The 22,065-nt window shown below is 62.5% G+C and carries 22 protein-coding genes; 10 read left to right on the top strand and 12 right to left on the bottom strand.

The features are described 5' to 3' along the window. The first annotated feature begins 13 nt into the window (after positions 1–13). The 5 genes from AC2ETI_RS23970 to AC2ETI_RS23950 are packed head-to-tail and all read left to right on the top strand — an operon-like array spanning position 14 to position 8,412. Positions 14–601 (top strand): NUDIX hydrolase, encoded by a 588-nt coding sequence (locus tag AC2ETI_RS23970; RefSeq protein ID WP_019746192.1) that lies wholly within the window; start codon positions 14–16, stop codon positions 599–601. After that, entirely contained in the window at positions 598–2,952 is a 2,355-nt protein-coding gene (locus AC2ETI_RS23965; protein WP_483634475.1) for a glycoprotein, read from the top strand. Before AC2ETI_RS23970 ends, AC2ETI_RS23965 begins: the two co-directional genes overlap by 4 nt. Further along, the gene (locus AC2ETI_RS23960; RefSeq protein WP_483634474.1) at positions 2,949–6,968 is read left to right on the top strand and encodes a murein biosynthesis integral membrane protein MurJ; all 4,020 of its coding nucleotides are present in this window, start codon (positions 2,949–2,951) and stop codon (positions 6,966–6,968) included. The genes AC2ETI_RS23965 and AC2ETI_RS23960 overlap by 4 nt, the downstream gene beginning before the upstream one ends. 47 nt (positions 6,969–7,015) lie before the next feature. Next, positions 7,016–7,642 (top strand): RNA polymerase sigma factor SigM, encoded by a 627-nt coding sequence (gene sigM, locus AC2ETI_RS23955; protein ID WP_019746195.1) that lies wholly within the window; start codon positions 7,016–7,018, stop codon positions 7,640–7,642. A gap of 53 nt (positions 7,643–7,695) precedes the next feature. Then, a complete protein-coding gene (locus AC2ETI_RS23950; RefSeq protein WP_483634473.1) occupies positions 7,696–8,412 on the top strand; it encodes a hypothetical protein in 717 nt (238 codons plus the stop codon). A gap of 9 nt (positions 8,413–8,421) precedes the next feature. Here AC2ETI_RS23950 and AC2ETI_RS23945 read toward each other — a convergent pair whose 3' ends face one another. After that, entirely contained in the window at positions 8,422–8,988 is a 567-nt protein-coding gene (locus AC2ETI_RS23945) for a helix-turn-helix domain-containing protein (protein WP_483634472.1), read from the bottom strand. A gap of 98 nt (positions 8,989–9,086) precedes the next feature. Here AC2ETI_RS23945 and nox point away from each other — a divergent pair, with 98 nt between their 5' ends. The 4 genes from nox (at position 9,087) to AC2ETI_RS23925 (ending at position 13,118) form a co-directional block, all read left to right on the top strand. Then, on the top strand, positions 9,087–10,298 hold the full coding sequence (nox, locus tag AC2ETI_RS23940; protein WP_483634471.1) for a 4,4'-dithiodibutanoate disulfide reductase: 1,212 nt from the start codon (positions 9,087–9,089) through the stop codon (positions 10,296–10,298). A gap of 131 nt (positions 10,299–10,429) precedes the next feature. Then, positions 10,430–11,437 (top strand): thioredoxin-disulfide reductase, encoded by a 1,008-nt coding sequence (gene trxB / locus AC2ETI_RS23935; protein WP_020909859.1) that lies wholly within the window; start codon positions 10,430–10,432, stop codon positions 11,435–11,437. Between the two features lie 38 nt (positions 11,438–11,475). Next, complete coding sequence (gene trxA / locus AC2ETI_RS23930; protein ID WP_003942530.1) at positions 11,476–11,799, top strand: thioredoxin; 324 nt, start codon at positions 11,476–11,478, stop codon at positions 11,797–11,799. Positions 11,800–11,927: 128 nt separating this feature from the next. Beyond that, positions 11,928–13,118, top strand: a complete 1,191-nt coding sequence (locus tag AC2ETI_RS23925) for an N-acetylmuramoyl-L-alanine amidase (protein WP_020909860.1) — start codon at positions 11,928–11,930, stop codon at positions 13,116–13,118. Between the two features lie 20 nt (positions 13,119–13,138). On the opposite strand, the gene AC2ETI_RS23920 is transcribed toward AC2ETI_RS23925, so the two are convergent. The 4 genes from AC2ETI_RS23920 to rsmG all read right to left on the bottom strand — a co-directional run bounded on the left by AC2ETI_RS23920 (position 13,139) and on the right by rsmG (position 16,883). After that, positions 13,139–13,822 (bottom strand): hypothetical protein, encoded by a 684-nt coding sequence (locus AC2ETI_RS23920; protein WP_007729135.1) that lies wholly within the window; start codon positions 13,820–13,822, stop codon positions 13,139–13,141. A 255-nt stretch (positions 13,823–14,077) separates the two neighbouring features. Beyond that, positions 14,078–15,118, bottom strand: coding sequence for a ParB/RepB/Spo0J family partition protein (locus AC2ETI_RS23915; protein ID WP_046379717.1), 1,041 nt, complete (start codon positions 15,116–15,118; stop codon positions 14,078–14,080). A 1-nt stretch (position 15,119) separates the two neighbouring features. Then, positions 15,120–16,121: a ParA family protein gene (locus AC2ETI_RS23910; RefSeq protein WP_003942510.1), complete on the bottom strand. Its 1,002-nt coding sequence runs from the start codon at positions 16,119–16,121 to the stop codon at positions 15,120–15,122. Positions 16,122–16,202: 81 nt separating this feature from the next. Further along, entirely contained in the window at positions 16,203–16,883 is a 681-nt protein-coding gene (rsmG, locus tag AC2ETI_RS23905) for a 16S rRNA (guanine(527)-N(7))-methyltransferase RsmG (RefSeq protein WP_019746204.1), read from the bottom strand. Between the two features lie 716 nt (positions 16,884–17,599). Here rsmG and AC2ETI_RS23900 point away from each other — a divergent pair. After that, the gene (locus AC2ETI_RS23900) at positions 17,600–17,899 is read left to right on the top strand and encodes a hypothetical protein (RefSeq protein WP_483634470.1); all 300 of its coding nucleotides are present in this window, start codon (positions 17,600–17,602) and stop codon (positions 17,897–17,899) included. Positions 17,900–18,037: 138 nt separating this feature from the next. Here AC2ETI_RS23900 and AC2ETI_RS23895 read toward each other — a convergent pair whose 3' ends face one another. The 7 genes from AC2ETI_RS23895 to rpmH form a co-directional block, all read right to left on the bottom strand. Next, positions 18,038–18,523: a DUF6301 family protein gene (locus tag AC2ETI_RS23895; RefSeq protein WP_483634469.1), complete on the bottom strand. Its 486-nt coding sequence runs from the start codon at positions 18,521–18,523 to the stop codon at positions 18,038–18,040. A gap of 256 nt (positions 18,524–18,779) precedes the next feature. Next, on the bottom strand, positions 18,780–19,106 hold the full coding sequence (locus AC2ETI_RS23890) for a hypothetical protein (RefSeq protein ID WP_020971491.1): 327 nt from the start codon (positions 19,104–19,106) through the stop codon (positions 18,780–18,782). 122 nt (positions 19,107–19,228) lie between these two features. Then, positions 19,229–19,792: a Jag family protein gene (locus tag AC2ETI_RS23885; RefSeq protein WP_003942504.1), complete on the bottom strand. Its 564-nt coding sequence runs from the start codon at positions 19,790–19,792 to the stop codon at positions 19,229–19,231. Positions 19,793–19,812: 20 nt separating this feature from the next. Then, positions 19,813–20,919, bottom strand: a complete 1,107-nt coding sequence (yidC, locus tag AC2ETI_RS23880; RefSeq protein WP_019746208.1) for a membrane protein insertase YidC — start codon at positions 20,917–20,919, stop codon at positions 19,813–19,815. A gap of 4 nt (positions 20,920–20,923) precedes the next feature. After that, on the bottom strand, positions 20,924–21,304 hold the full coding sequence (gene yidD, locus AC2ETI_RS23875) for a membrane protein insertion efficiency factor YidD (protein ID WP_007729147.1): 381 nt from the start codon (positions 21,302–21,304) through the stop codon (positions 20,924–20,926). Further along, entirely contained in the window at positions 21,301–21,681 is a 381-nt protein-coding gene (rnpA, locus tag AC2ETI_RS23870; protein ID WP_019746209.1) for a ribonuclease P protein component, read from the bottom strand. The genes yidD and rnpA overlap by 4 nt, the downstream gene beginning before the upstream one ends. A gap of 26 nt (positions 21,682–21,707) precedes the next feature. Further along, the gene (gene rpmH / locus AC2ETI_RS23865) at positions 21,708–21,851 is read right to left on the bottom strand and encodes a 50S ribosomal protein L34 (protein ID WP_003942540.1); all 144 of its coding nucleotides are present in this window, start codon (positions 21,849–21,851) and stop codon (positions 21,708–21,710) included. Positions 21,852–22,065 lie beyond the last annotated feature (214 nt).

Here is a 22,065-nt window from a genome sequence, read left to right as displayed (position 1 = left end):
TAGTATCGATGAGGTGTCTGGTGCCGAACGAACAAACAGGAGTCGCCGCAACCCGCGGCGTCGACCTGCCGTCGGCAACCCCGATAAACCTTTGATGCGAACCGTCCGTGAAACTTCTGCGGGCGGCTTGGTCGTCGACGGCTGGGGCGGACCTCCCGAACGCCTCTGCGCTGCACTGATCGGCCGAACCGACCGCCGCGGACGCCTGCTCTGGTCGCTACCCAAGGGCCATATCGAGCAGGGTGAGACGGCCGAACAGACCGCAATGCGTGAGGTCGAAGAAGAAACCGGTATCCAGGGAACCGTCCTGGCACCGCTGGGCAGCATCGACTACTGGTTCGTGACCGAAGGTCGGCGCGTCCACAAGACCGTGCACCACTATCTCCTCCGCTTTCTCGGCGGTGAACTCTCCGACGAGGACATCGAGGTCACCGAAGTCGCCTGGGTACCGCTGACGGAACTGCACAAGCGACTCGCATACGCCGACGAGCGCAAGCTGGCCGAACTTGCATCGCAGATGATCGCCGAAATGCCGCGACCTGAAATGCACCGACCTGAAATCCCGCGAGTACAGCACCCGAAGGAACCGGACGCCGGATGAGAATGGCTCTGCGGCGGGCCGGTGTGGCCGCTTTGGTGATGGCCGCTGTCGGTTTCGGGCCCGCGACGACGGCCGTCTCCTGGGCCGCTCCGTCCAGCCAGCCCAGTGAGCGCGCCCCGGCGCGAAACACCAACGATGCCAAATTTCTGCAGCTGACCATCGACTCCACCGCACCGACCACCGTGACGACAACCAGCGACCGCAACGTCGTGGTCAAGGGCACGGTGAAGAACGTCGGTGACCGTCCCGTCGAGGACGTCGGAGTGAGGCTGCAACGCGCTCCCGCGATCGACTCCAGTTCCGACGTGCGCGCAGCACTCGATTTCGACCAGGCTGTTTTCGACACGGTCGGCGAATTCGACACCGTTGCCACCACCCTCGACACCGGCCAGTCCAAGCAGTTCACACTCACCTTGCCGCTCCGGAGCACAACCGGGTTGTCTCTCGACATCACCGAACCGGGCGTCTACCCGATGCTCGTCAACGTGAACGGCACCCCGGAATACGGCGGGGCCGCCCGACTCGACGACGCACGCTTCCTGCTCCCAGTGCTCGGTGTGCCGGCCGCGGCCGAATCGAACGCCACATCCGGAACACCCAGTTCGTCGGCGACGGCCGTCGTTCCCCCCGACACATCCGCCCCGATCGGCGTCACGCTCATGTGGCCGTTGGCCGACGCGCCACGACTCGTCGGCGGAATCCCGGGCGCGGTCAACGAGCCCGTGCGCCTGATCGACGACGAACTTGCCACCGAACTTTCCGACGGCGGGCGCCTGGACGCGTTGGTCGATGCGGTGGAGAACGCCACCAAGCCCGAGAGCGATACCGATCGCCGCGTCACGGATGCGCTCTGCCTGGCAATCGACCCCGACCTTCTGATCACCGTCGAGAACATGACTCGCGGGTACCTCGTGGCCGACAACTCGTCAGATCCCACCGGACCGTCGCACGAAGGCCGTGGCAGCGACGCCGCCAACCAATGGCTCGGCCGGGTGAAGACCCTCGCCTCCTCGATGTGCACTACGGCGGTTCCGTTCGCCCAGGCCGATCTCGCCGCAGTCACCTCGGTGGCCAATCCGGAGTTGACGGCTACCGCGCTCGCACGCCCGGCAGACATCGTCGACAACATCCTCGGCGTGACGTCACTGCGAGATTTCGTCTGGCCGGATTCGGGTGTCCTCGACTCGGCCACCGCAGAGGTGCTGAGCGTGAATCCCACCACAGCGATGGTGGCTGACACCTCCGTCGACTCGGCAGCCCCGCAACTGTCGTCGCGGATAACCGGCTCACTCGACGCGCTTGCGTTCGACACCTCGGCAGCCGCAGCCTTGGCCGCCACCGGCTCGGAGCCGCAGGTCCCGTCGTACATCCCCGACGACACCGCGCCGACCATCGACATCGAATCGCGCAGCGCCCGGCGCCAGGACGCGCTGGGAGCGATGGCCTGGGCCGCGCTGACGCCGACGTCATTGCCGCGCAATCAGATCTTCGCGCCGCCGCAACTGTGGACCGCGGACAGCAACGACGCCACCGCCGTGCTCTCGATGCTCGCGACCCTCATTCGCTCCGGCCTCGCCTCACCTCAGGCCCTGCCCGCACTACTCGGCAGACAACCGGGGGCCACTGATGCCGCCACGCTCGAGTACCCGGACCGAGCCACCCAGGACGGTCCGCAGACGTCCGTCGTCGAGACCGCAACCACCCAACTTCCGCGTATCGACGGGCTCGAAGCATCGCTCGTGGACGATCCGGCGGCTTCGCTCACCCCCCGGGGATTCACGGCACCGCTCCGCGAAGATCTACTTCGCTCGATGACCTTGGCGGATCGCCGCAACGTCGCCTCCGCATCGGTCAATCGGGCGGAGCGCGCTGCGACCATCCGCGCCGACAACGTCACCGAAGCCGTCGACGGGATGTACCGGGCCGTCAGTGTGGTGTCGCCGGGCGGCGTCTACACCCTCGCATCGGGGCAGAGTCCGCTCCTGCTGGTGGCGCGAAACGAGTTGCCCATCGCCATCAACGTCGACCTGCGTGTGGAAGCCCCACCCGAGATGCAGATCAGTGACATCGGTCCCAAACAGCTGCCGCCGCGAGGTAGCCGACAGTTGACTGTGCCCGCGGAAATGAACGATTCCCGCAAGCTGGAAGTCAACTTCTCGCTGACCACGACAGATGGCCGCCAATTGGGTACGCCGACCAGCGTGACCGTACGGTCGAATGCGTACGGTCGTCCCCTGGCCGCCGTGACGGCGACAGCGGGAGGGTTGCTGCTGTTCCTGGCAGGGCGACGGCTGTGGCATCGATTCAAGGGTCAGCCGGACCCAGCAGATGAAGGGTACGAACGCTCATGACCGGGAATCCACCCGAGGAGGGTCGCCGATCGGCGATCACCCGCAAGAGTGCCACGACCCGTTCGCATCCTCGGATGCCACCGTGGGAGCGCGGCTACCCGATTCAGCCGGTCAACCCGGACGCACGTTTCGACGACGCACCCACCATGACCATCCCGGTGATCCGCGACTATCCCAGATATCGCGAAGCCGAGATGGAATTCGCCGATCGGCAGGCGACCAAGTCGGACGAGTTCGACACCGACGCGCACGCCCTGGTCGGTGATCGTAAGGAGACGAACTCCCGCCTCCTCGCGGCGACGGGTTCCATCGCGATCGCGACGCTGACGAGCCGCATCACGGGGTTCGCCAAGCAGTTGATGATCCTGATGGTCCTCGGCCCGGCCATCGCCAGTTCGTTCACCGTGGCCAGCCAGATCCCGAACATGATCGCGGAGCTCGTCTTGGGCGCCGTTCTGACCGCGATCGTCGTCCCAGTGCTGGTCCGCGCCGAGCGGGAGGACGCCGATCACGGCGAAGCGTTTGTCCGACGCCTCTTCACGGCGTCGCTCGTTCTACTGGGCATGGCCGCGCTGCTCGCGACCCTGGCAGCACCCGTACTCACCAAATACGTCTTCCTGTCCGAAGACGGCAAGGTCAGCACCGACCTGACCACGGCGCTGTCGTATCTACTTCTGCCGGCGATCCTGTTCTACGGGCTGTCGGCACTGTTCACAGCGTTTCTGAACACCAGGCAGATCTTCAAGCCCGGAGCCTGGGCTCCCGTACTCAACAACGTCGTCGTCCTCGTGGTGCTCGTGATCTACCGCCTGACTCCGGGCGAGATCTCGCTTGATCCGGTCTCGATGGGCGACGCCAAGCTGCTCACCCTCGGCATCGGCATCACCATCGGCGTCATCGTGCAGGCAGCCAGCCTGATCCCCGCACTTCGCCGCGAGAAGATCTCGCTCAAGCCGCTATGGGGCCTCGACGATCGCCTGCGCCAGTTCGGCGGCATGGCCGTCGCCATCGTCTTGTACGTCCTGATCAGCCAGATGGGCATGATCTTCGCGACCAAGATTTCCTCACATGCCGACGAAGCCGGCCCTGCCATCTACAGCCAGGCCTGGTTGCTCCTGCAGCTCCCGTACGGCGTGCTCGGAGTGACGGTTCTGACCGCGATCATGCCGCGCTTGAGCCGCAACGCTGCGGCCGACGACACCCCGGCCGTCGTGGACGATCTGTCGGTCGCAACACGTCTGACCATGATCACGCTGGTTCCGATCATCATGTTCCTGACCTTCATGGGTCCGCAGGTCGGTGAAGCGCTTTACGGTTACGGCCGCTTCGGGCCGGAACAGGCCGAACGTCTCGGCACTGCCGTGAGCTGGTCGGCATTCACGTTGATTCCGTATGCGCTGGTCCTGATCCAACTTCGTGTGTTCTACGCCCGCGAACAAGCCTGGACGCCGACGTGGATCGTTCTCGGCATCACTGCAGTGAAAATCGCTTTCTCGGCGCTCGCTCCGGTCTTCGCCTCCAACAGCGATCAGGTCGTGATCCTGCTCGGTGCGGCCAACGGTCTCGGATACATCACCGGCGCCGTCATCGGCGGATACCTCCTGCACCGCAGCCTCGGAAACCTGCAGATGGCCAACGTGGGCAAGACAGTCTGGTCCGTCGTACTCGCCTCGCTGGCCGGTTCGCTGACCATGCTCGCGGTCGACCGCGTCCTCGGATTCGATCAACTCACCGAGCGTTTCGGCGGACCCGGCTCGATGGTTCGCGTCGCCGTCGGCGGCATCCTGATGCTCGCGATCACCTTCACGATTCTCTACTTCAAGAAGGTTCCGGAAGTCCTGTCGGTAACGGTTGCGGTCTCCCGCAAGATTCGTTCACTGACAGGTCGCGCCGAACCGGACACACGTAACAACACCGACGACGACGTCACCGAGCTGATTCCTGCAATCAGAACGGAATCAAACGAGCAAGAACGACCGGGTGCGCTCCCGTACCCTGGTCATGGGCGTACAGGATCGCAACCCGCGCGTATTCGGGGACGGGCTATCGATGGAGAAGGAGCGAGGGTGAGCGACGACAACGTTTCCGGCAACAAGAGTGCCGGGACTTCTGCCGTGAAAGCGTCCGAACAGAAGTCAACGGCATCGTCGGGCACACCTGCATCCACGAGTTCCTCCGCATCTGCCGGCCAGAAGCCACAGCAGGGTCAGAGGCCACAGCAGCCCGCGCAGCGGCCGGTCCAGAAGCCACAGCAGGGCCAGAAGCCACAGCCGCCGGTGCAGAAGGCCGCACCGCCGGTGCCTCCGGTCAGTGTGTCGAAGACACCTTCAGCACCTGTGTCGAAGACACCTTCAGCACCCGTGTCGAAGGCACCCGCGCCGAAGACGCCTGCTCCGGACAAGAAGGCACCCGAACCTCAGAAGACGGCTGCAGCTCAGACACCGCCGCCCGCTGCGCCTCGCACACCTGCCGCCGGATCCGCATCACGACCGGCCCAGCGACCGATGCCCCGTGGACCCAAGCTCATCCCGGGCGCCTCTGTCGCCGGCGGACGCTACCGTCTGCTCGCGCCGCACGGCGGAACCCGCGGACTGCAGTTCTGGGAAGCTCTCGACGTCAAGCTCGACCGTGAAGTAGCCCTGACGTTCGTCGACGCCGATCAGCGCGGTGACGACGACAGCCAGTCCGGACCGCAGGCAGTTCTCTCACGCACTCTGCGCCTGGGACGAATCAACTCGCCCGGTCTGGCTCGCGTCCTCGACGTCGTCCGCGGAAGTTCGGGCGGCATCGTCGTCGCCGAATGGACTCCCGGCCGCTCGCTGCGTGAGATGGCCGAGACCACGCCGTCACCGATCGGTGCAGCCCGCGCCATCCGTGCCCTGGCGGCCGCTGCCGAAGCTGCCCACCGCACCGGCGGCGCGTTGTCCATCGATCACCCGGACCGCGTTCGCATCAGCATCAACGGTGACGCCGTACTAGCGTTCCCGGCGACGCTTGCCGACGCCGATTCCACCAGCGACGTCCGCGGTCTCGGCGCCATGCTGTACTCGCTCATCACGGCGCGCTGGCCGCTCGCCGATCCGTCCGCCGGTCCCGTCGGTGGTTTGCTTCCCGCCGGCCGCGGCGCCGACGGCAACATCGTCGAGCCTCGGGTCGTCCGTCCGGAGGTTCCGTTCGACATCTCGGCCGTGGCAGTTCGAGCGTTGCAGTCGGAGAGTGGAATCCGCACTGCTGCCACCGTGCAGCACATTCTCGATCAGGCGTCCGTCGTCAACGACAAGACGGAAATGATTCCGGCACTTCGTCTCGGCCACCGCGAACAGGGTGCGTCGGGTCACGCACTGAACGACCCTGAAGCCATCGAGGCCGAGAAGAAGAAGTCGACGCGGATGCTCGCGGCACTGACGGCGCTCGGTGTCTTCACCGTGATCGTCCTGATTCTCCTTGTGGTGTGGGTAGCGAGCTTCCTCTCGGGCGGCAGTAACGACACCCCGCTCAGCGAGCAGAGTTTCGGCCTGACTACCGAAGCTACTGCGCCCGAGAACAATTCACCTGCCCCCGCACCGGCGGCGGCAACGGTGCCGGTAGCCGCCTCGGCCGTAACGGTGTTCTCACCCCAGGGCACGCCTGATCAGCCCGCAACGGCGAAGAACGCCATCGACGGCAATCCGGCCACCGCATGGTCGTCGGACTCGTACTTCCAGCCCTTCCCGTCCCTGAAGAACGGCGTCGGCCTGATGGTGACGCTCGCCGATGCGGCCAACCTGAAAAACATTGCGATCACGTCCGATTCGCCCGGAACCGTCGTTGAAATCCGTTCTGCCCCTTCTGCGAATACTTCGCTGGATCAGACCAAGGAAATCGGATCCGGTGTACTGAAGAACGGTGTGACCGACATTCCGCTCTCGTCGGACGGCTCGGGTCAGTATGTCCTGGTTTGGATTACGCAGCTCAGCACCGAATCCGGACAAAACCAGACATCCATCTCAGAGATTGCATTCACTGCTGCAAAGTGATCGCCCTTGGCCCTTCTGAAACCTACCGACTGGGCTAATATCCGCCCGTGCACAGTTATCGGGGGGGCACCGGGGGCGGAGCCGGAAATTTCGAATCCAGAAGTTTCGAGAACAAGAATCTCGAGCCGACGGATTTCGAATTGTTGACCGCTCATGTCGCGGGCGATCGACACGCGTTCCGTGAACTACTGGTCCGGCATCAGGATCATCTGTGGCACGTTGCCCGGCGTACGAGTTACTCGGACGAGGACGCGGCAGACGCACTCCAGGAGGGTCTGCTCTCCGCGCACCGCAAGGCGGCGAAGTTCCGCGGCGATGCGGCGGTGCGTAGTTGGCTCCACACCATCGTGGTCAATGCCTGCCTTGACCGGATCCGACGCAACAAATCGCGGGCCGCGTTCTCTCTGTCTTCCGAGAATGCGGAGGAACCCCGTGATCACCGCGATTACGCGGCGGGAGTGGACATGAGCCTGACCGTCGAACAAGCGCTGGCATCGCTGCCCCCTGAGCAGCGCGCTGCCGTCGTCGCCGTCGATGTCGAGGGGTATCCGGTGGCCGAGGCCGCCGAGAGGTTGGGCGTGCCCGTAGGGACCGTGAAGAGTCGCTGCGCCCGCGCGCGCAAGCGCCTCGCCGCCCAGTTGGAGGACTTTCGCGAAGGCGGGAACCATTCGTGAACCGGCCGCGTCCTATCTTGTAAGCGTCCACACCGACTGCCGAGGGAGGGTTCATGACAGATCCGTCTGTTCGCGTTCCGTCGCCTCCGTTTTCGGAGGACCTCTTGGCGGATCTTCACGCCGGGGTTCTCGATCCCGAAACCAGTGCAGCTCTGTGGCCGCTGGTACACGCAGACGCCGACGCCCAGGCATTTGTCACTACTCTCGACAGCGTCACAGCATCACTCGCGACACTGAACTCGCGCGAGGCCTCTCACGAACGGATTCCGAATTCGCTTGCCGAGCGAATCAATTCGGCACTGGATTTACAGTCCGGTCAGGACGAGCTGTCAGCAGAGACAACCGTCGTGCCGTTCCGGCGACGCCCACAAGCGTGGCTGCTCGGTGCCGCAGCAGCCGTGTTGGTGGCCTTCGTGATCGTTGTGATCGGAACCCGAGATTCCGAACCTGCCGAAAGCGTTGTTGCTCAACCAAGCATACCGGTGACATCTGCTGTCGACGATCCGGATTCGGCGTCTCTGCTTTCACTCATCGGATCCAAAAACCTTGGACCGCTGGATGATCCGTCCAAGCTTGCCGGCTGCCTGAGCGCCAATGGCATCGACGAGGGCAGGCCGGTGCTCGGCTCGGGTGAGGTTCGCATCGACGGTACACCGGCGATAGTCCTACTCTTGACGGGATCGCAGCCGCGTCAGATCACTGCACTCACCGTTGGGATCAACTGCAGCGACGGGAATCCGAATACGTTGTCGGTCAAGAACATCGGCTGACGTCGACGGTCAGCGCGGTGTTGCTGCGGGTAGCAGGAGCTCGAGGATTCTCCCGCGCAACGCATCCGTATCGTCCTCGACCGCTATCAGACTTGAAAACATCGCTGCTCCGGCCGCCAATACCAGCACGGCCTTGGCATCGAGCCGTGCCGATTCGGGATCGTCAGCATTTTGAAGGAAGAGTTGCGTGCTCGGCCCACTGAAACCGCGCCACAATTCGTTGCGTAAATCGTCATGGTCGCGCAGCGCAGCCAGCAGTCCCGGTGACGCGGCGCGAACCTCGGGCCGCGAGAATAGCTGAGCACTTCCCTCCACCACCCAACGGATCCAGCCGTCGCGATCGGTGCCCTCGAACGGTGTCAGGTCAGGTGTCGCACCCAGGATCGATCCGAGAACTAGATGTGCCTTCGACGGCCATCGTCGTGACATCGAGGCTCGGCTGACCCCTGCCCGTGCCGCGATCGCACGGAGACTGAGTTGCTCCCATCCGACCTCGAGGAGCATCGCTCGGGTGACCTCGAGGACTGTGTCGTCGATGCGTGGGTCTCGTGGGCGACCTGATCCTGTGGCGTTCATCGTGTCGAATTGTCGGACAGATTGGGAGTAGGCGCTATATCGTCGTAGTTACGAGTCCACTGGCATCGTAAAGATCAGGCCGCCGCAGGAAGTTGAAAATGACCACAGCGCCCACACCGTCGATATTCGAACCCGCACGTCTCGGCCCTCTGACCTTGCGCAACCGCATCGTCAAAGCTGCAACGTTCGAGGGCGTCATGCCCCGGGGAGCGGTCTCGGACGATCTGATCAACTTCCACGCCGAAGTGGCTCGGGGCGGGGCCGCGATGACCACCGTCGCCTACTGCGCGGTCTCACCAGGTGGACGAGTCCACCGCGACACCCTTGTCATGGACGAGCGCGCGCTGCCGGGACTACGCAGACTGACCGACGCCGTCCACTCAGAAGGCGCGCTTGCCGCGGCGCAGATCGGCCACGCGGGACTGGTTGCCAACACGCTTTCCAACAAGACGAAGACCCTGGCGCCGTCGACCCGGCTGAGTCCGCCCGCAATGGGCCTCGTCAAAGGCGCGACACTCGCCGAACTCGACGGTGTCGTCTCCGACTTCGAACGGACCGCCCGCGTCGCAGTGGACGCAGGATTCGACGCCATCGAGGTCCATCTCGGTCACAACTATCTACTCAGCTCGTTCATGAGCCCCAATCTGAACAAGCGCCACGACCGATACGGTGGCAGCGTCGCCAAGCGCGCCGAGTATCCGCGTCGAGTCATCGAAGCGGTGCGAGTGGCCGCTGGATCCAGCGTGGCGGTCACCGCGAAATTCAACATGTCCGATGGGGTGCCGAAAGGTCTGTGGCTCGACCAGAGCCTGCCGATAGCCCAGATCCTCGAAGCCGACGGCCACCTGGACGCGATGCAATTGACCGGTGGCAGTTCACTTCTCAACGGAATGTACTTCTTCCGCGGCGAGGTCCCACTGGCTGAGTTTGTCGCTTCCCAACCCAAACTCGTCGGGTACGGGCTGAAGTTCTACGGTCCCAAAATCTTTCCGACGTACCCGTTCGAGGAGGGTTTCTTCCTGCCCTTCGCCCGCCAGTTCCGACAGGCGCTGAGGATGCCACTGATCCTGCTCGGCGGCATCAACCGCGTCGACACCATCGAGCACGCACTGGATGAAGGATTCGAGTTCGTCGCCATGGCGCGCGCACTGCTCAGGGACCCACAACTGGTCAACAAATTTCAGGCCGAGAGCGTCGACGAGGGTCTGTGTATCCACTGCAACAAGTGCATGCCCACCATCTACACCGGCACGCGCTGTGTGGTTCGGGAAGCGCTGGTGGTTCGGGAGGCACCGCGCCCCACCCAGTGAGTCCCGCGCTGTGAGCTGCCGGCTGTGAGCCACTTTCCAGCGGAGTGCGGGAACAACACCCCTTATCCTGGTGTTGATCGGTACGGCTCTCCAAGAAGCGGAGGGTCTGCACTCACTATTGGAAGGCTCGCATGACCACCCAGCTGGAAACCACGCCCGCGGTCCATGACGTCATCATTGTCGGTTCCGGACCGGCCGGCTACACCGCTGGTGTCTACACCGCGCGCGCTGAGCTCCAGCCCCTGCTCTTCGAGGGAACCCAGTTCGGTGGCGCCCTCATGACCACCACCGAGGTCGAGAACTTCCCCGGATTCCGCGAAGGAATCATGGGCCCCGATCTGATGGAACAGATGCGCGAGCAGGCACTGCGCTTCGACACCGACATCCGCACCGAGGACGTCGAAGAGATCGACCTCAGCGGCCCGATCAAGACCGTCGTCGCGAACGGCGAAACCTACGCCGCGCACGCGATCATCCTCGCCATGGGCGCAGCAGCCCGCTACCTGGGCATTCCCGGTGAAGAACGCCTCCTCGGCCGCGGCGTCAGCGCCTGCGCCACCTGCGACGGCTTCTTCTTCCGTGACCAGGACATCGTCGTGGTCGGCGGCGGCGACTCCGCGATGGAAGAAGCAACCTTCCTCACCCGCTTCGCTCGCTCGGTCACCCTGGTGCACCGCCGCGAGGAGTTCCGCGCCTCACGGATCATGCTCGAGCGCGCCAAGGCCAACGAGAAGATCCGCTTCCTGACCAACGCCGAGCCCGTCGAGGTGCTCGGTGAGAACAGCGTCACCGGCCTCGTCGTGCGCGACACCGTCACCGGCGAGACCTCCACACTCGAGATCACCGGCATGTTCGTCGCCATCGGCCACGACCCGCGCAGTGAACTCGTCAAGGGCCAGGTCGATCTCGACGACGCCGGATACGTGCGGGTCGCTCCCGGTTCTACCGCGACCTCCATCGACGGCGTCTTCGCTGCCGGTGACCTGGTCGATCACACGTACCGTCAGGCGATCACCGCTGCCGGCACCGGATGCTCCGCAGCAATCGACGCCGAACGCTGGCTGGCCGACCGCGGCGACATCACCGCCAACACGCTCGACGCAGCCGGCCACACGGTCGACGTCGTCGGCGCTCCCTAATTCACCAAGCTGTCGTACCCAACCCTCGAGGAGTAACAGTGTCGAATACCGTCACCATCACCGACGATTCCTTCAAGCAGGACGTCCTGGGCAGCGACAAGCCCGTTCTGGTCGATTTCTGGGCAACCTGGTGCGGCCCGTGCAAGATGGTCGCCCCGGTCCTCGAGGAGATCGCCGGCGAGAACAGCGAGAAGCTGACCGTCGCCAAGCTCGACATCGATGCCAACCCCGCGGCCGCGCGCGATTTCCAGGTCATGTCGATCCCGACGATGATCCTGTTCAAGGACGGCAAGCCGATCAAGACGATCGTCGGCGCCAAGGGCAAGGCCGCGCTGCTCAAGGACCTCGCAGACGTTCTCTGACGGCTGGGTGAGCATCGTGGATTCTCGCAATCCACAGAATTTCTGAGATAATCGATCGATGTGCCTGATCGGGTCTACGACCAGGCACATCGATCGAATTCGTTAACCGATCCGAGAGGCTTTCACGCATGCACAGACTCCGACACGGCGATCACGGCCCGGCCGTCGCCGAGATTCGGGGCACATTGACGAAGCTGGGATACCTCCATCACGGAACTTCCGGCATTCGACGTGAAAGCGCCGACGGTGCCCACTGGGTTGCACCCGACGCCATCTTCGATCATCAACTCGACAGCGCCGTTCGTGCCTTCCAGCAGCAGCGTGGGCTTCTTGTCGACGGCATTGTGGGCCCGGCAACCTATCGGTCACTTCGTGAGGCCTCGTACCGCCTGGGTGCCCGTACGTTGATCTACCAGTTGTCCGCGCCGCTGTACGGCGACGACGTCGCAGCGCTGCAGGCAAAACTGCAAGATCTGGGCTTCTACGCAGGCCGGGTCGACGGTTTCTTCGGTCCACAGACCCACGAGTCTCTCTCGTCTTTCCAGCGTGAAATCGGGATCGCTGCCGACGGTATCTGCGGCCCACAGACACTCCGTTCGCTGGAACTTCTGGGAACCCGCGTCACCGGTGGTTCCCCACATGCGATCAGCGAAGAGGAACTGGTGCGGCGTAAGGGCCCGCAGCTTGGCGGTAAGCGCATCGTCATCGATCCCGGCCTCGGCGGGCCGTCGACGGGCAACATCGTCAACGGCATCTCCGAAGCTGACATCCTCTGGGATCTGGCCATGCGCCTCGAGGGGCGGATGGCTGCAACCGGGATGGAAACTTTCCTCTCCCGCCCGCACAACGCCGATCCCACCGAGGCCGAGCGCGCACTGACATCCAATGCGTTCGACGCGGATCTGATGATCTCCCTGCGTTGCGACAGCAACTCGAGCCCGTCGGCAAACGGCGTCGCGAGCTTCCACTTCGGAAATTCGCACGGTTCGGTCTCGATGATCGGGCAGGTGTTGACCGGTTTCGTTCAGCGCGAGATCGTTGCGCGAACCCCGTTGCGGGACTGCAGAACTCACGGTCGGACGTGGGAGTTGTTGCGCCTCACCAACATGCCGACAGTGCAGATCGATCTCGGCTACCTGTCCAACGCGTCCGACGTTGCGGTACTGACGAATCCGCGGATGCGTGACACCATCGCCGAAGCCATCTTGATCTCGGTCAAACGGCTGTATCTGCTCGGTCAAGACGATCAGCCGACCGGCACCTTCACCTTCGCCGAGCTTCTCGCAGAAGAACTTTCGGTAGCCGACCGCATTTCGTAGGTCCTGCGGTCGGCACCTGCTCACACTCTGGCGAGCTCGCTGATCTCCACCATTTCGAGAGCTGCGGCCTTCAGTAGACGGTCGAGGGCTTCTTCGACGTCGACTTTCCATTCGTGATCTCGATTGAGTTCGAGACGAAGCCGCGGATAGCGATGGTGCGGTGCCACGACCTCGAAACCGTAATCCTCGAGGAACTCGGCACTGATCATGCATTCTGCGGGTGAACATTCCAGAGCGGCCGTTGCGCTGGCCACGTCGGAAGCAGGTCCCAAGTCGTCGCTACGGATACCGAATGCCTCGAGCGCACGAACTCCTCGTCGAACCAGATCTGTCACGACAGCGGCCAGCAGGCTTGGCCCCAGTTCTTCCTCTATGCCCGAGGGCTCGAGGCGAAGGCTTGTCAGAAGCACTGCGTCCGAGCTGACCGGGCTGGTCGGAAACAGTTGCGCGCGCGGGATCATGCGGGGAGGGGCGTACAACGCACTTCCAAGCGGCTTTCCGTCGCGGACGGCGACCTGTCCGCACGAACCCCACTCGAGCATGACCATCGACAGCCAGGCTTCCTTCTCGAATTCCTGATCGCAGAATCCTCGGGCGTCGTGAAGCGCGCCCGGGTCCATCTCCCAGAACACGCATCGACGCGCATGGGCGGAAAGCTGATCGAGGCTGTCGAGCGTGAGAGAGGTGATGACGTGAGTCGACACTGACTAACTCACTCTCCGTAGGTCCCCGAAGCGGTTTTGATGTTCGCCCGCCGCTTTTTTCTTCTCCAGGATAGGCCAGCTGTACCGAGTCGGCAGTGGCGCGAGAGTTGATCGCTCTAATGTATTGCTGTTCAACATCTTTCGTCCCGGTTCAAGATTTCGAGAAGCTCGGACCACCTAAATTCGTCACAGTGACGAAAATAGGTGGTGTGCCCGCTCATCGTCATTACGTCACCAAACGGGCATCCGAGTTCACTACGTCGATTTCTGCGCTTCCATCATTCCGACGATGCGTTGTAGGTCGTCGACCGAGCCGAATTCGACCACAATCTTTCCCTTCCGCTTGCCCAGACTGACAGTCACCCGGGTGTCGAACGAGTCCGACAACCGCTCGGCCACATCCTGCAGACCCGGCATCACGATGGGCTTGCGCTTCTGCGGGGGAGCGATCTCATTGTCCGCCCGGTTGGCAAGAGTGACGGCTTCCTCCGTCGCGCGAACCGACATTCCTTCGGCGACGATGCGTGCCGCCATGACTTCCTGAGCATCGGCACCCGCCTCGAGGGACAGCAGTGCGCGAGCATGGCCGGCCGAAAGTACTCCAGCCGCAACGCGGCGCTGAACCGCCACCGGCAGCTTCAGCAGACGAATCATGTTGGTCACGACGGGACGCGAACGTCCGATCCGATTGGCCAATTCTTCGTGGGTTACTTCGAACTCCTCGAGCAACTGCTGATACGCCGCTGCCTCCTCGAGGGGGTTCAACTGCACTCGATGGATGTTCTCGAGGAGCGCGTCGCGCAACATCGAGTCGTCATCGGTTTCACGAATGATCGCCGGAATCTTCTCCAGCCCGGCTTCCTGGCTCGCGCGCCAGCGACGCTCACCCATGACAAGTTGGTACTTGTCACCGTGACGACGGACCACGATCGGCTGCATCAAACCGAATTCGCGGATCGAGTGAACCAACTCCGCGAGTGCTTCCTCGTCGAAAACGCTGCGAGGCTGCTTCGGGTTCGTCTCGATCAGGCTCGGTTCGATCTCGAGATAGACCGCGCCGGTCGGCTCGAGTTCGGTCTCCGGCTCAGCTTCCACCGGAGCCTTCGCCGCCGTCGCCTTAGCGGCTTTCGGTGTTTTCGGAGCCGCCTTCGTCGGTGGGGGAGGGGAGGGGTTGCGCTTGTCGACGCCGATTACGACGTCCGCTGCAGCCGAACCCAGACCCGGTGCCGTGGCCGGCCCAGTGGGGATGAGAGCAGCCAAGCCGCGGCCCAATCCACCTTTGCGTGCTTGACTCATCTCACTGCTCCTGGGTCGTCGTGGTGGCAGAGCGGGCGGCAAGTTCGCGTCCGGCGTCGAGGTAACTCATGGCGCCGCGTGAACCCGGGTCGTAATCGAGAACTGTCATTCCGTATCCGGGAGCCTCTGAAACCTTCACACTGCGGGGAATCACAGCGCGCAGTACGGCCTCGCCGAAGTGCTTGCGTACTTCTTCGGCCACCTGGTCGGCCAGCTTGGTGCGCCCGTCGTACATCGTCAGAAGGACCGTGGAGACATGCAGATCCGGGTTCAGATGAGCCTGGACGAGTTCGATGTTGCGGAGCAACTGACCGACCCCCTCGAGGGCGTAGTACTCGCACTGGATCGGGATCAGGACTTCCTTGGCAGCAACCATCGCGTTGACGGTCAGCAGCCCCAGCGAGGGCGGGCAGTCGATGAGGACGAAGTCGACGTCGAGCTCTGCGAGCACCTTGTCGTTGAGCGCGCCTTTGAGTCGATTCTCGCGGGCAACCATGGAGACCAATTCGATCTCGGCGCCCGCCAAATCGATCGTTGCCGGGATGCAGAGAAGGCGCTCACTGTGCGGGCTGGTCTGGATCGCCTCCGGGGCCTTCACTTCGCCTATGAGCAACTCGTAACTGGAGGGGGTGCCCGAGGTATGGACGACGCCCAGAGCCGTGCTGGCGTTGCCCTGAGGGTCCAAATCGACCACGAGGACAGTGAGTCCTTGAAGAGCGAGCGCCGACGCAAGGTTCACCGTGGTCGTCGTCTTGCCGACGCCACCCTTCTGGTTCGCGATGGTGATCACGCGGCGGAACGCCGGCTTCGGCAGCGTCACCGAATGGGGATGAAGCACTTGGCTCGCTCGATGCGCGGCCGCCCCGATGGGGGTCTCCTCCGAGGAGATCGCCGCGTAGGGGGCGGTGAAATTGTCGTCGTCGTTGACGATCTGATCCGCACCCGCACTCGTGTGCTGCTTCGGTGTTTCACGTGAAACGGCGGATTCAGATCGACCCGACATTGACTGCTCCTTCGATTGGGAATCGATCACTAGGTGCTCTCATCATCTGTACATTGCTCTCGATTGCATGCGTGTAAATCATCAACGCTGGCGACGCTTCGGGAGACGTTCGGCCTTCACCACCACGGTGGGGGTGCGGAGAATCTTGGCTCCACATTCGAGTATTTCCAACTTACCCGCGCCCAATTTGGTGAGCGCCGTACGGTCCCGCTCGATCTCCTCGGCGGCGCTCGAACCTTTGAGTGCCAACATCCGGCCGTGCTCGTGAATGAGTGGGAGGGACCAACGTGCGAGCTTCTCCAGAGGCGCCACGGCCCGCGAAGTGACCACGTCCGCACCGCCCGCTTCCTTCACAACACCCGATTCCTCGGCTCGCCCTCGGACAACCAATACGTCCAATCCGTTGGACTCGATGAACTCCGCGAGGTACACAGAGCGTCGAAGCAACGGTTCGACGAGAGTCACCTTCAAGTCCGGGCGGGCGATCGCGAGAGGGATTCCGGGTAGGCCGGCACCGCTTCCTACGTCCACAACCGACTCACCTTCGGCGATCAGTTCACCGATCACTGCGCAATTGAGAAGGTGACGCTCCCACAGTCGGGGAACCTCACGGGGACCAATGAGCCCGCGCTCGACACCATCCGTTGCCAGGGATTGGTAGTACCGTTCCGCGATCTCATATCTGTCACCGAACACTGCGCGCGCAGTCTCTTGTTCGTCCCAGTCAACCGACGCCGCACCATTCTGTTCCACGTGAAACATCCTCCCGCGTAAACCGCGAAATCAACAATCAAGACCGAAATCATTATCCGCTCTGGAGCCGACATGTGTTCGCTTCTGCACACCGACTCGCTGTGAGTCTGCCGACTCGTTCATTCTTTGGGAAGTATTCCGCCCAAAATTCAAGTGGGGGAGGGGAGGGGTTCACGTTCCACGTGAAACATTGCGCTGATAATTCGCCGAAATCTGACCCGTTTCACGTGAAACATAGCCGGAAGGTCGCATGGAGATAGTAGGTCGATTTTCAATATCATCACAGTGACGAAACTGCCGTAGGTAGTTACATGGATGGAATTCGGGCCCAAAATGGGCAATTTTTTACGAAAAGTGGTTGTAGAGAATTGCCGCCGTCGGACAGCCGAACGGACTCTGTCGGTCTGACGCAATCTGTTGTTCGACGCGGATGAGCTTCGAGTCCAAGTCGCGGACAGCATCGTTATCTCACCGCCGGTTGTTGCGAGCCATACATCCGTCGGCTTGACACTCCTGTTGCGGGACACCGGAGACTTGGCATCACAAACCGCGAATCAATCAAGGAGCTTCGCACCACAGGATGCGCATGGCGAGTTCGCCTTCGATGTGGATACCGGTGTCGGCGGGAAGATCAAAGTCGAGCAGGGGACCTGCCCGATGCGCAGGATGAATTCCTGCGCCTGGACTCGAAAGCGCTGCAGGCTCTGCGCGATTAAGATCCGCGCTTGGTGCAGGAGTTGTTGGACGGCAAAGACTACGACTACCCGTTGGTGCATACCGAACCCGGAACCAACAAGATCACCGCTCACGAGTTCGATCCGGGCACCGCCAAGCCATTCCACCTCAAACAGCCCGGACCCGCTCTCGTGCCGAGACCAGCAGCAGGTGTGGGCGCGACGCCGATCGCGCACACCCCGCGAGTCAACCGAACTCAAGGCGGTCCCGTGATTACCCCGACGCGGTCCGCAGTCTATGAACCGGAGCCCGTGAAGATGAGGTCGATTCCGGTTTGCTTGGCAAAGTAGTCGCCGCCGATCTCACCCCGAAGCCTGCATCATCGACTTTGCGTGGCGACGAAGCCCATTCGATGTGAGTGGTCCGATTCGTGTGAGGAGTGCGCAAACCTGTTCCCACACCGGATGCGATCTCGCCGACCTCGATCGCTAGTCCTCGTCCTCCGGTCCGGGCTCATCCATCCATGCCTGATACTTCGGACTCTTCAGAGCGAGGTGGATTGCACTGAAACCCCGGTGCAGTGTGATGACCGCTTTCGGCAGATCCCACCGGATAGTTGCCTCAGGTCCGGGTTCGGCGCTCGTGGCTGTCCCCAGGAGTGCGGTAAATGCCACATCGAGGTTCGTGAACCCCTCGACCAACAACGGGCGAACTTCTGCCTTGGGAATACCTAGATCTGCCAGGTCCGAGACGAAGATTGAGATGTAGTGCATCGAACGGTTCCGCCTGAACATGTTCGCCTTCGGCCGGCAGACATGAAGGTTCGTTCGTATCGAGGCGCCACCTTGCCTGAGTTCGACGAGCTCCCATCCCGCTTGTGCGCAGAAGGGTTCCAGGTCGTCGACGGCCCAGGTCCAGTCGAATTCTGCGGCGAGGCGGGCGATCCGGGTGGCGCCTTCGATGTCGACGTGCATGTGCGGATGCTGCTCCTTCTTGATCGTTGTTGATGACGCCCCAATCCGGGGCCCTCGAAGTGAGGGCTGGCGGGTTGTCGGTCATCGGATGCCAGCGCCGAAGGTGACGACCTTGCCAGCAGGCCTGACGACATCAGGTCGGTGATCCATTGTGGCGGCAATCTGGGGCGGAGTTCGAGGGCTCGGGGCAACAACCATCGATCCGGTTTCACGTGAAACGAAGGCCGACTATTCCTCCTGGGGGGAGGGGAGGGGCTCACATGTAGTACGGCATGTTGTCGATCGAATATCCGAACATGCACAGTGCACCCCCGACGAACAAGAAGGCAATCGCGAAGCTGAGCATGACCGGTCTCCCGGATCGCCATGCCAGTGCAAGTGGAATGAATACGACGGCGACTACTCCCAGCGGCAACAACCAGCAGAGCCAATACTTCAGACCGCCCGGCGGAAAGGACTGGACTTCCATTTTCTGCTGTAGTTCGAAGACCACGGGCCAATAGCTCAGGCCGCACACGAGCATCCCTATCAAGGCCCCAAGGGTCATCAATCCGAGAGGGAATCCGGAGCGCTCGTTGGACATGTCGACAACGATAGGCACCTGACCTTCACCGTGCTGCCGGATTCGGTTTCACGTGAAACACCTCTCGGACACAAAAGCGGGCCCCGGAAAATCCGGGGCCCGCATTCGATCAGGGGGGAGTGTCAGTCCTTGAGGACAACCACTCGACGAGACGGCTCAGCGCCTTCGCTCTCGCTGGAAACACCGGCGACCTTGGCGACGGCGTCGTGCACGATCTTGCGTTCGAACGGCGTCATCGGAGCAAGCTCTTCGCGTTCGCCGGTCTCGAGAACACGCTGTGCGGCTTCCGCACCGAGAGCACTGAGTGCCTCGCGCCGGCCCGCACGCCACCCGGCGATGTCGAGCATCAAGCGGCTGCGCTCGCCGGTCGACTGCTGAACAGCCAGACGAGTCAGCTCCTGGAGAGCATCCAGAACCTCACCCTTACGTCCCACAAGCTTGGTCAGGTCGTCGCCGCCGTCGATGCTGACGATCGCCCGATCGCCCTCGACGTCAAGGTCGATGTCTCCGTCGAAATCGAGCACGTCGAGCAACTGCTCGAGGTAGTCGCCGGCGATCTCGCCCTCTTCGATCAAATCGTCATCGGAATCGTCGATGTCTACATCCACATCGGTAACCGGCGCAGTGGTCTCGGTGCTCACGTCTGCGTTCTCTCCATCCACAACGATGTCAGCTTCACTGGACATTGGTCGTTCTCTTTCCTGGATCAGCGCCGTTTATTGCGCTTGGGGGAGTTGCCGCGGTTGCTCTGTGGCCGGTTCTGTTTCGGTTTCGACGTCGAACCACCACTGGAACCCGAGGGCTTCGGCTGAGGCTTCTTGAGCGAAACTTCCGGGGCGTCACCGTCGTCGTCGGCTGAATCCGCGGTCTTCAGCGCAGCCGGGGATCCCTTCTTCTTACCGGGATCGGGACGGGCACCGGGCTTGGGCGCATTGTCGTTGCGGCGAGTGATCGCTTCCTGCTTCTTCGCTTCTTCTTCGGCATCGATCTTGCGGAAGACGAGGTGCTGCTGACCGTAGGTCCAGATGTTGTTCGACACCCAGTACAGGAGGATCGCGATCGGAAGGAACGGTCCACCGACCAGAACACCGAGCGGGAAGACGTACAGCGCGAGCTTGTTCATGATCGCGGACTGCGGGTTCGCGGCAGCTGCTTCGCTCTGACGGGCAACCGAAGCGCGTGAGTTGAAGTGGGTCGCGATGCTGGCAATGATCATCAACGGAGCGGCCACGAGAATGATGTTCAGGCGTGACGGAAGCTCGGGAACGTTCTCGGTGACATAAGCCTGAAGCTGCGCAACCGGCGTCGTGATCGCGGCCGAGATAGGCGCGCCGAACAGACGAGCATCCAGGAACGACTGGACGTCAGTGGCCGAGAAGACGTAGTTCGGGGTGTTGAGGTTGTCCTCGGCGCTCATGCCCAGCTGGCCCATGCCGGTGCCGGTGCGGTTGAACGAGCGCAGGACGTGGAACAGACCGATGAACACCGGAGCCTGAGCCAAGACCGGAAGACAGCCCATGATCGGGTTGAATCCGTGCTCCTTCTGGAGCTTCTGCATCTCGACGGCCTGGCGCTGACGGTCGCCCGAATACTTCTTCTGCAATGCCTTGATCTGCGGCTGCAGTTCCTGCATCTGGCGGGTCGTGCGGACCTGCTTCACGAACGGCTTGTACAGAACCGCACGCAAGGTGAACACCAGGAACACCACGGAGAGCGCCCAGGCTATTCCGTTGTCCGGGCCGAGAATGAACCCGAAGACCTTGTGCCAGACCCACAGAATTGCGGATACCGGATAGTAAATGAAATTGAGCACGGCTCTAAGTACTCCTCTGTTCGTCCGTCGGACTGTGACACGCTGCGCGTGCTTCCGGACAGCTATGGCGGCTACCCGCATCACGGTCACGACGGGCAGGGACAGGGTCCCACCCTCCAGAATGCCAGGGGGCACACTTCGCCAACCGCACCACAGTCAAGAAAAGGCCTTTGATCGCCCCGTGAGTGCGCAGCGCTTCGACCGCGTATTCACTGCAGGTGGGGGTGAACCGGCAGGTCGGCATCCTCAAGGGCGACACATACGTCCGGTACAACTCGATACAGAAGATGAGAACAGTGGCGGGAGCGCGACGCACAGCCTTCAACACCGTGATGACACGGGAGGCTCTGGGAGTCTCGATCTGCTCAGAGAGCGGAGTACTCATGGCTCTTCACTTACCGACACCAATAGGTTCATTTTGGTCAGGCCACCACGCAACTGCTTGGCCAGTTCGGCTGAACTGGCGGTAGCTGCGCCCGGAAGTGCGCGGATAACCACGTCCGTCTCCGGCGAAACCTGCCCGACGAAATCTGCACAGATATGACGAAGCCGGCGTGCGACTCGATGTCGAATCACCGCCGGCCCGACAGCCTTGCTCACGATCAGCCCGAAACGGGGACCGTGATTTGTTACTACCAGCGCCTCTACTTGCTCGCGATCGAACGCGTGCACGACAAGGTCGCGTCTTCCCATACGACGCCCGCGTCGCACCGCCACGGAGAAATCCGCGTGGCGACGCAACCGAGACGGCTCAGGCAACACCCCGAGCTCCTGAACTCGAAATCAGATCAGGCGGTGAGGGAATCGCGGCCCTTACGGCGACGCGCCGAAACGATTGCACGACCCGCACGGGTACGCATACGAAGACGGAAGCCGTGAACACGCGCGCGGCGGCGATTATTCGGCTGGAACGTCCGCTTGCCCTTGGCCACGGTCAACACTCCTCGAAGTTCATTGACGCCTCCCGGCGTCATTCAGTGATCGACGCCTTACGGCGCCTTTGGATCCAACAGGTACAGAACAATCAACTTCACTCGTTGTGGCTTGGAAGACCGATCCGACCTGACATATGTAGCCAGCACGAAGCGATCACCACCAGCGGGTGACCGTTCGAGGTTACTTACCACCGTTGCCAAGGTCAAACCA

This window comes from Rhodococcus sp. MurmanLake-1 (genome assembly GCF_056945715.1).
Note: the sequence above shows the minus strand (reverse complement) of the source record. Positions and strands in the feature narration are given on the sequence as shown.

What these genes read in the sequence shown, in the direction of transcription:
- AC2ETI_RS23950 (WP_483634473.1), top strand. Translation starts at nt 7,696, where the DNA reads ATGACAGATCCGTCTGTTCGCGTTCCGTCGCCTCCGTTTTCGGAGGAC.
- AC2ETI_RS23890 (WP_020971491.1), bottom strand. Translation starts at nt 19,106, where the DNA reads ATGTCCAACGAGCGCTCCGGATTCCCTCTCGGATTGATGACCCTTGGG.
- AC2ETI_RS23965 (WP_483634475.1), top strand. Translation starts at nt 598, where the DNA reads ATGAGAATGGCTCTGCGGCGGGCCGGTGTGGCCGCTTTGGTGATGGCC.
- rsmG (WP_019746204.1), bottom strand. Translation starts at nt 16,883, where the DNA reads ATGTTTCACGTGGAACAGAATGGTGCGGCGTCGGTTGACTGGGACGAA.
- AC2ETI_RS23910 (WP_003942510.1), bottom strand. Translation starts at nt 16,121, where the DNA reads ATGTCGGGTCGATCTGAATCCGCCGTTTCACGTGAAACACCGAAGCAG.
- nox (WP_483634471.1), top strand. Translation starts at nt 9,087, where the DNA reads ATGACCACAGCGCCCACACCGTCGATATTCGAACCCGCACGTCTCGGC.
- AC2ETI_RS23885 (WP_003942504.1), bottom strand. Translation starts at nt 19,792, where the DNA reads ATGTCCAGTGAAGCTGACATCGTTGTGGATGGAGAGAACGCAGACGTG.
- AC2ETI_RS23915 (WP_046379717.1), bottom strand. Translation starts at nt 15,118, where the DNA reads ATGAGTCAAGCACGCAAAGGTGGATTGGGCCGCGGCTTGGCTGCTCTC.
- yidD (WP_007729147.1), bottom strand. Translation starts at nt 21,304, where the DNA reads ATGAGTACTCCGCTCTCTGAGCAGATCGAGACTCCCAGAGCCTCCCGT.
- AC2ETI_RS23945 (WP_483634472.1), bottom strand. Translation starts at nt 8,988, where the DNA reads ATGAACGCCACAGGATCAGGTCGCCCACGAGACCCACGCATCGACGAC.
- AC2ETI_RS23925 (WP_020909860.1), top strand. Translation starts at nt 11,928, where the DNA reads ATGCACAGACTCCGACACGGCGATCACGGCCCGGCCGTCGCCGAGATT.
- AC2ETI_RS23960 (WP_483634474.1), top strand. Translation starts at nt 2,949, where the DNA reads ATGACCGGGAATCCACCCGAGGAGGGTCGCCGATCGGCGATCACCCGC.
- AC2ETI_RS23895 (WP_483634469.1), bottom strand. Translation starts at nt 18,523, where the DNA reads ATGCACGTCGACATCGAAGGCGCCACCCGGATCGCCCGCCTCGCCGCA.
- trxB (WP_020909859.1), top strand. Translation starts at nt 10,430, where the DNA reads ATGACCACCCAGCTGGAAACCACGCCCGCGGTCCATGACGTCATCATT.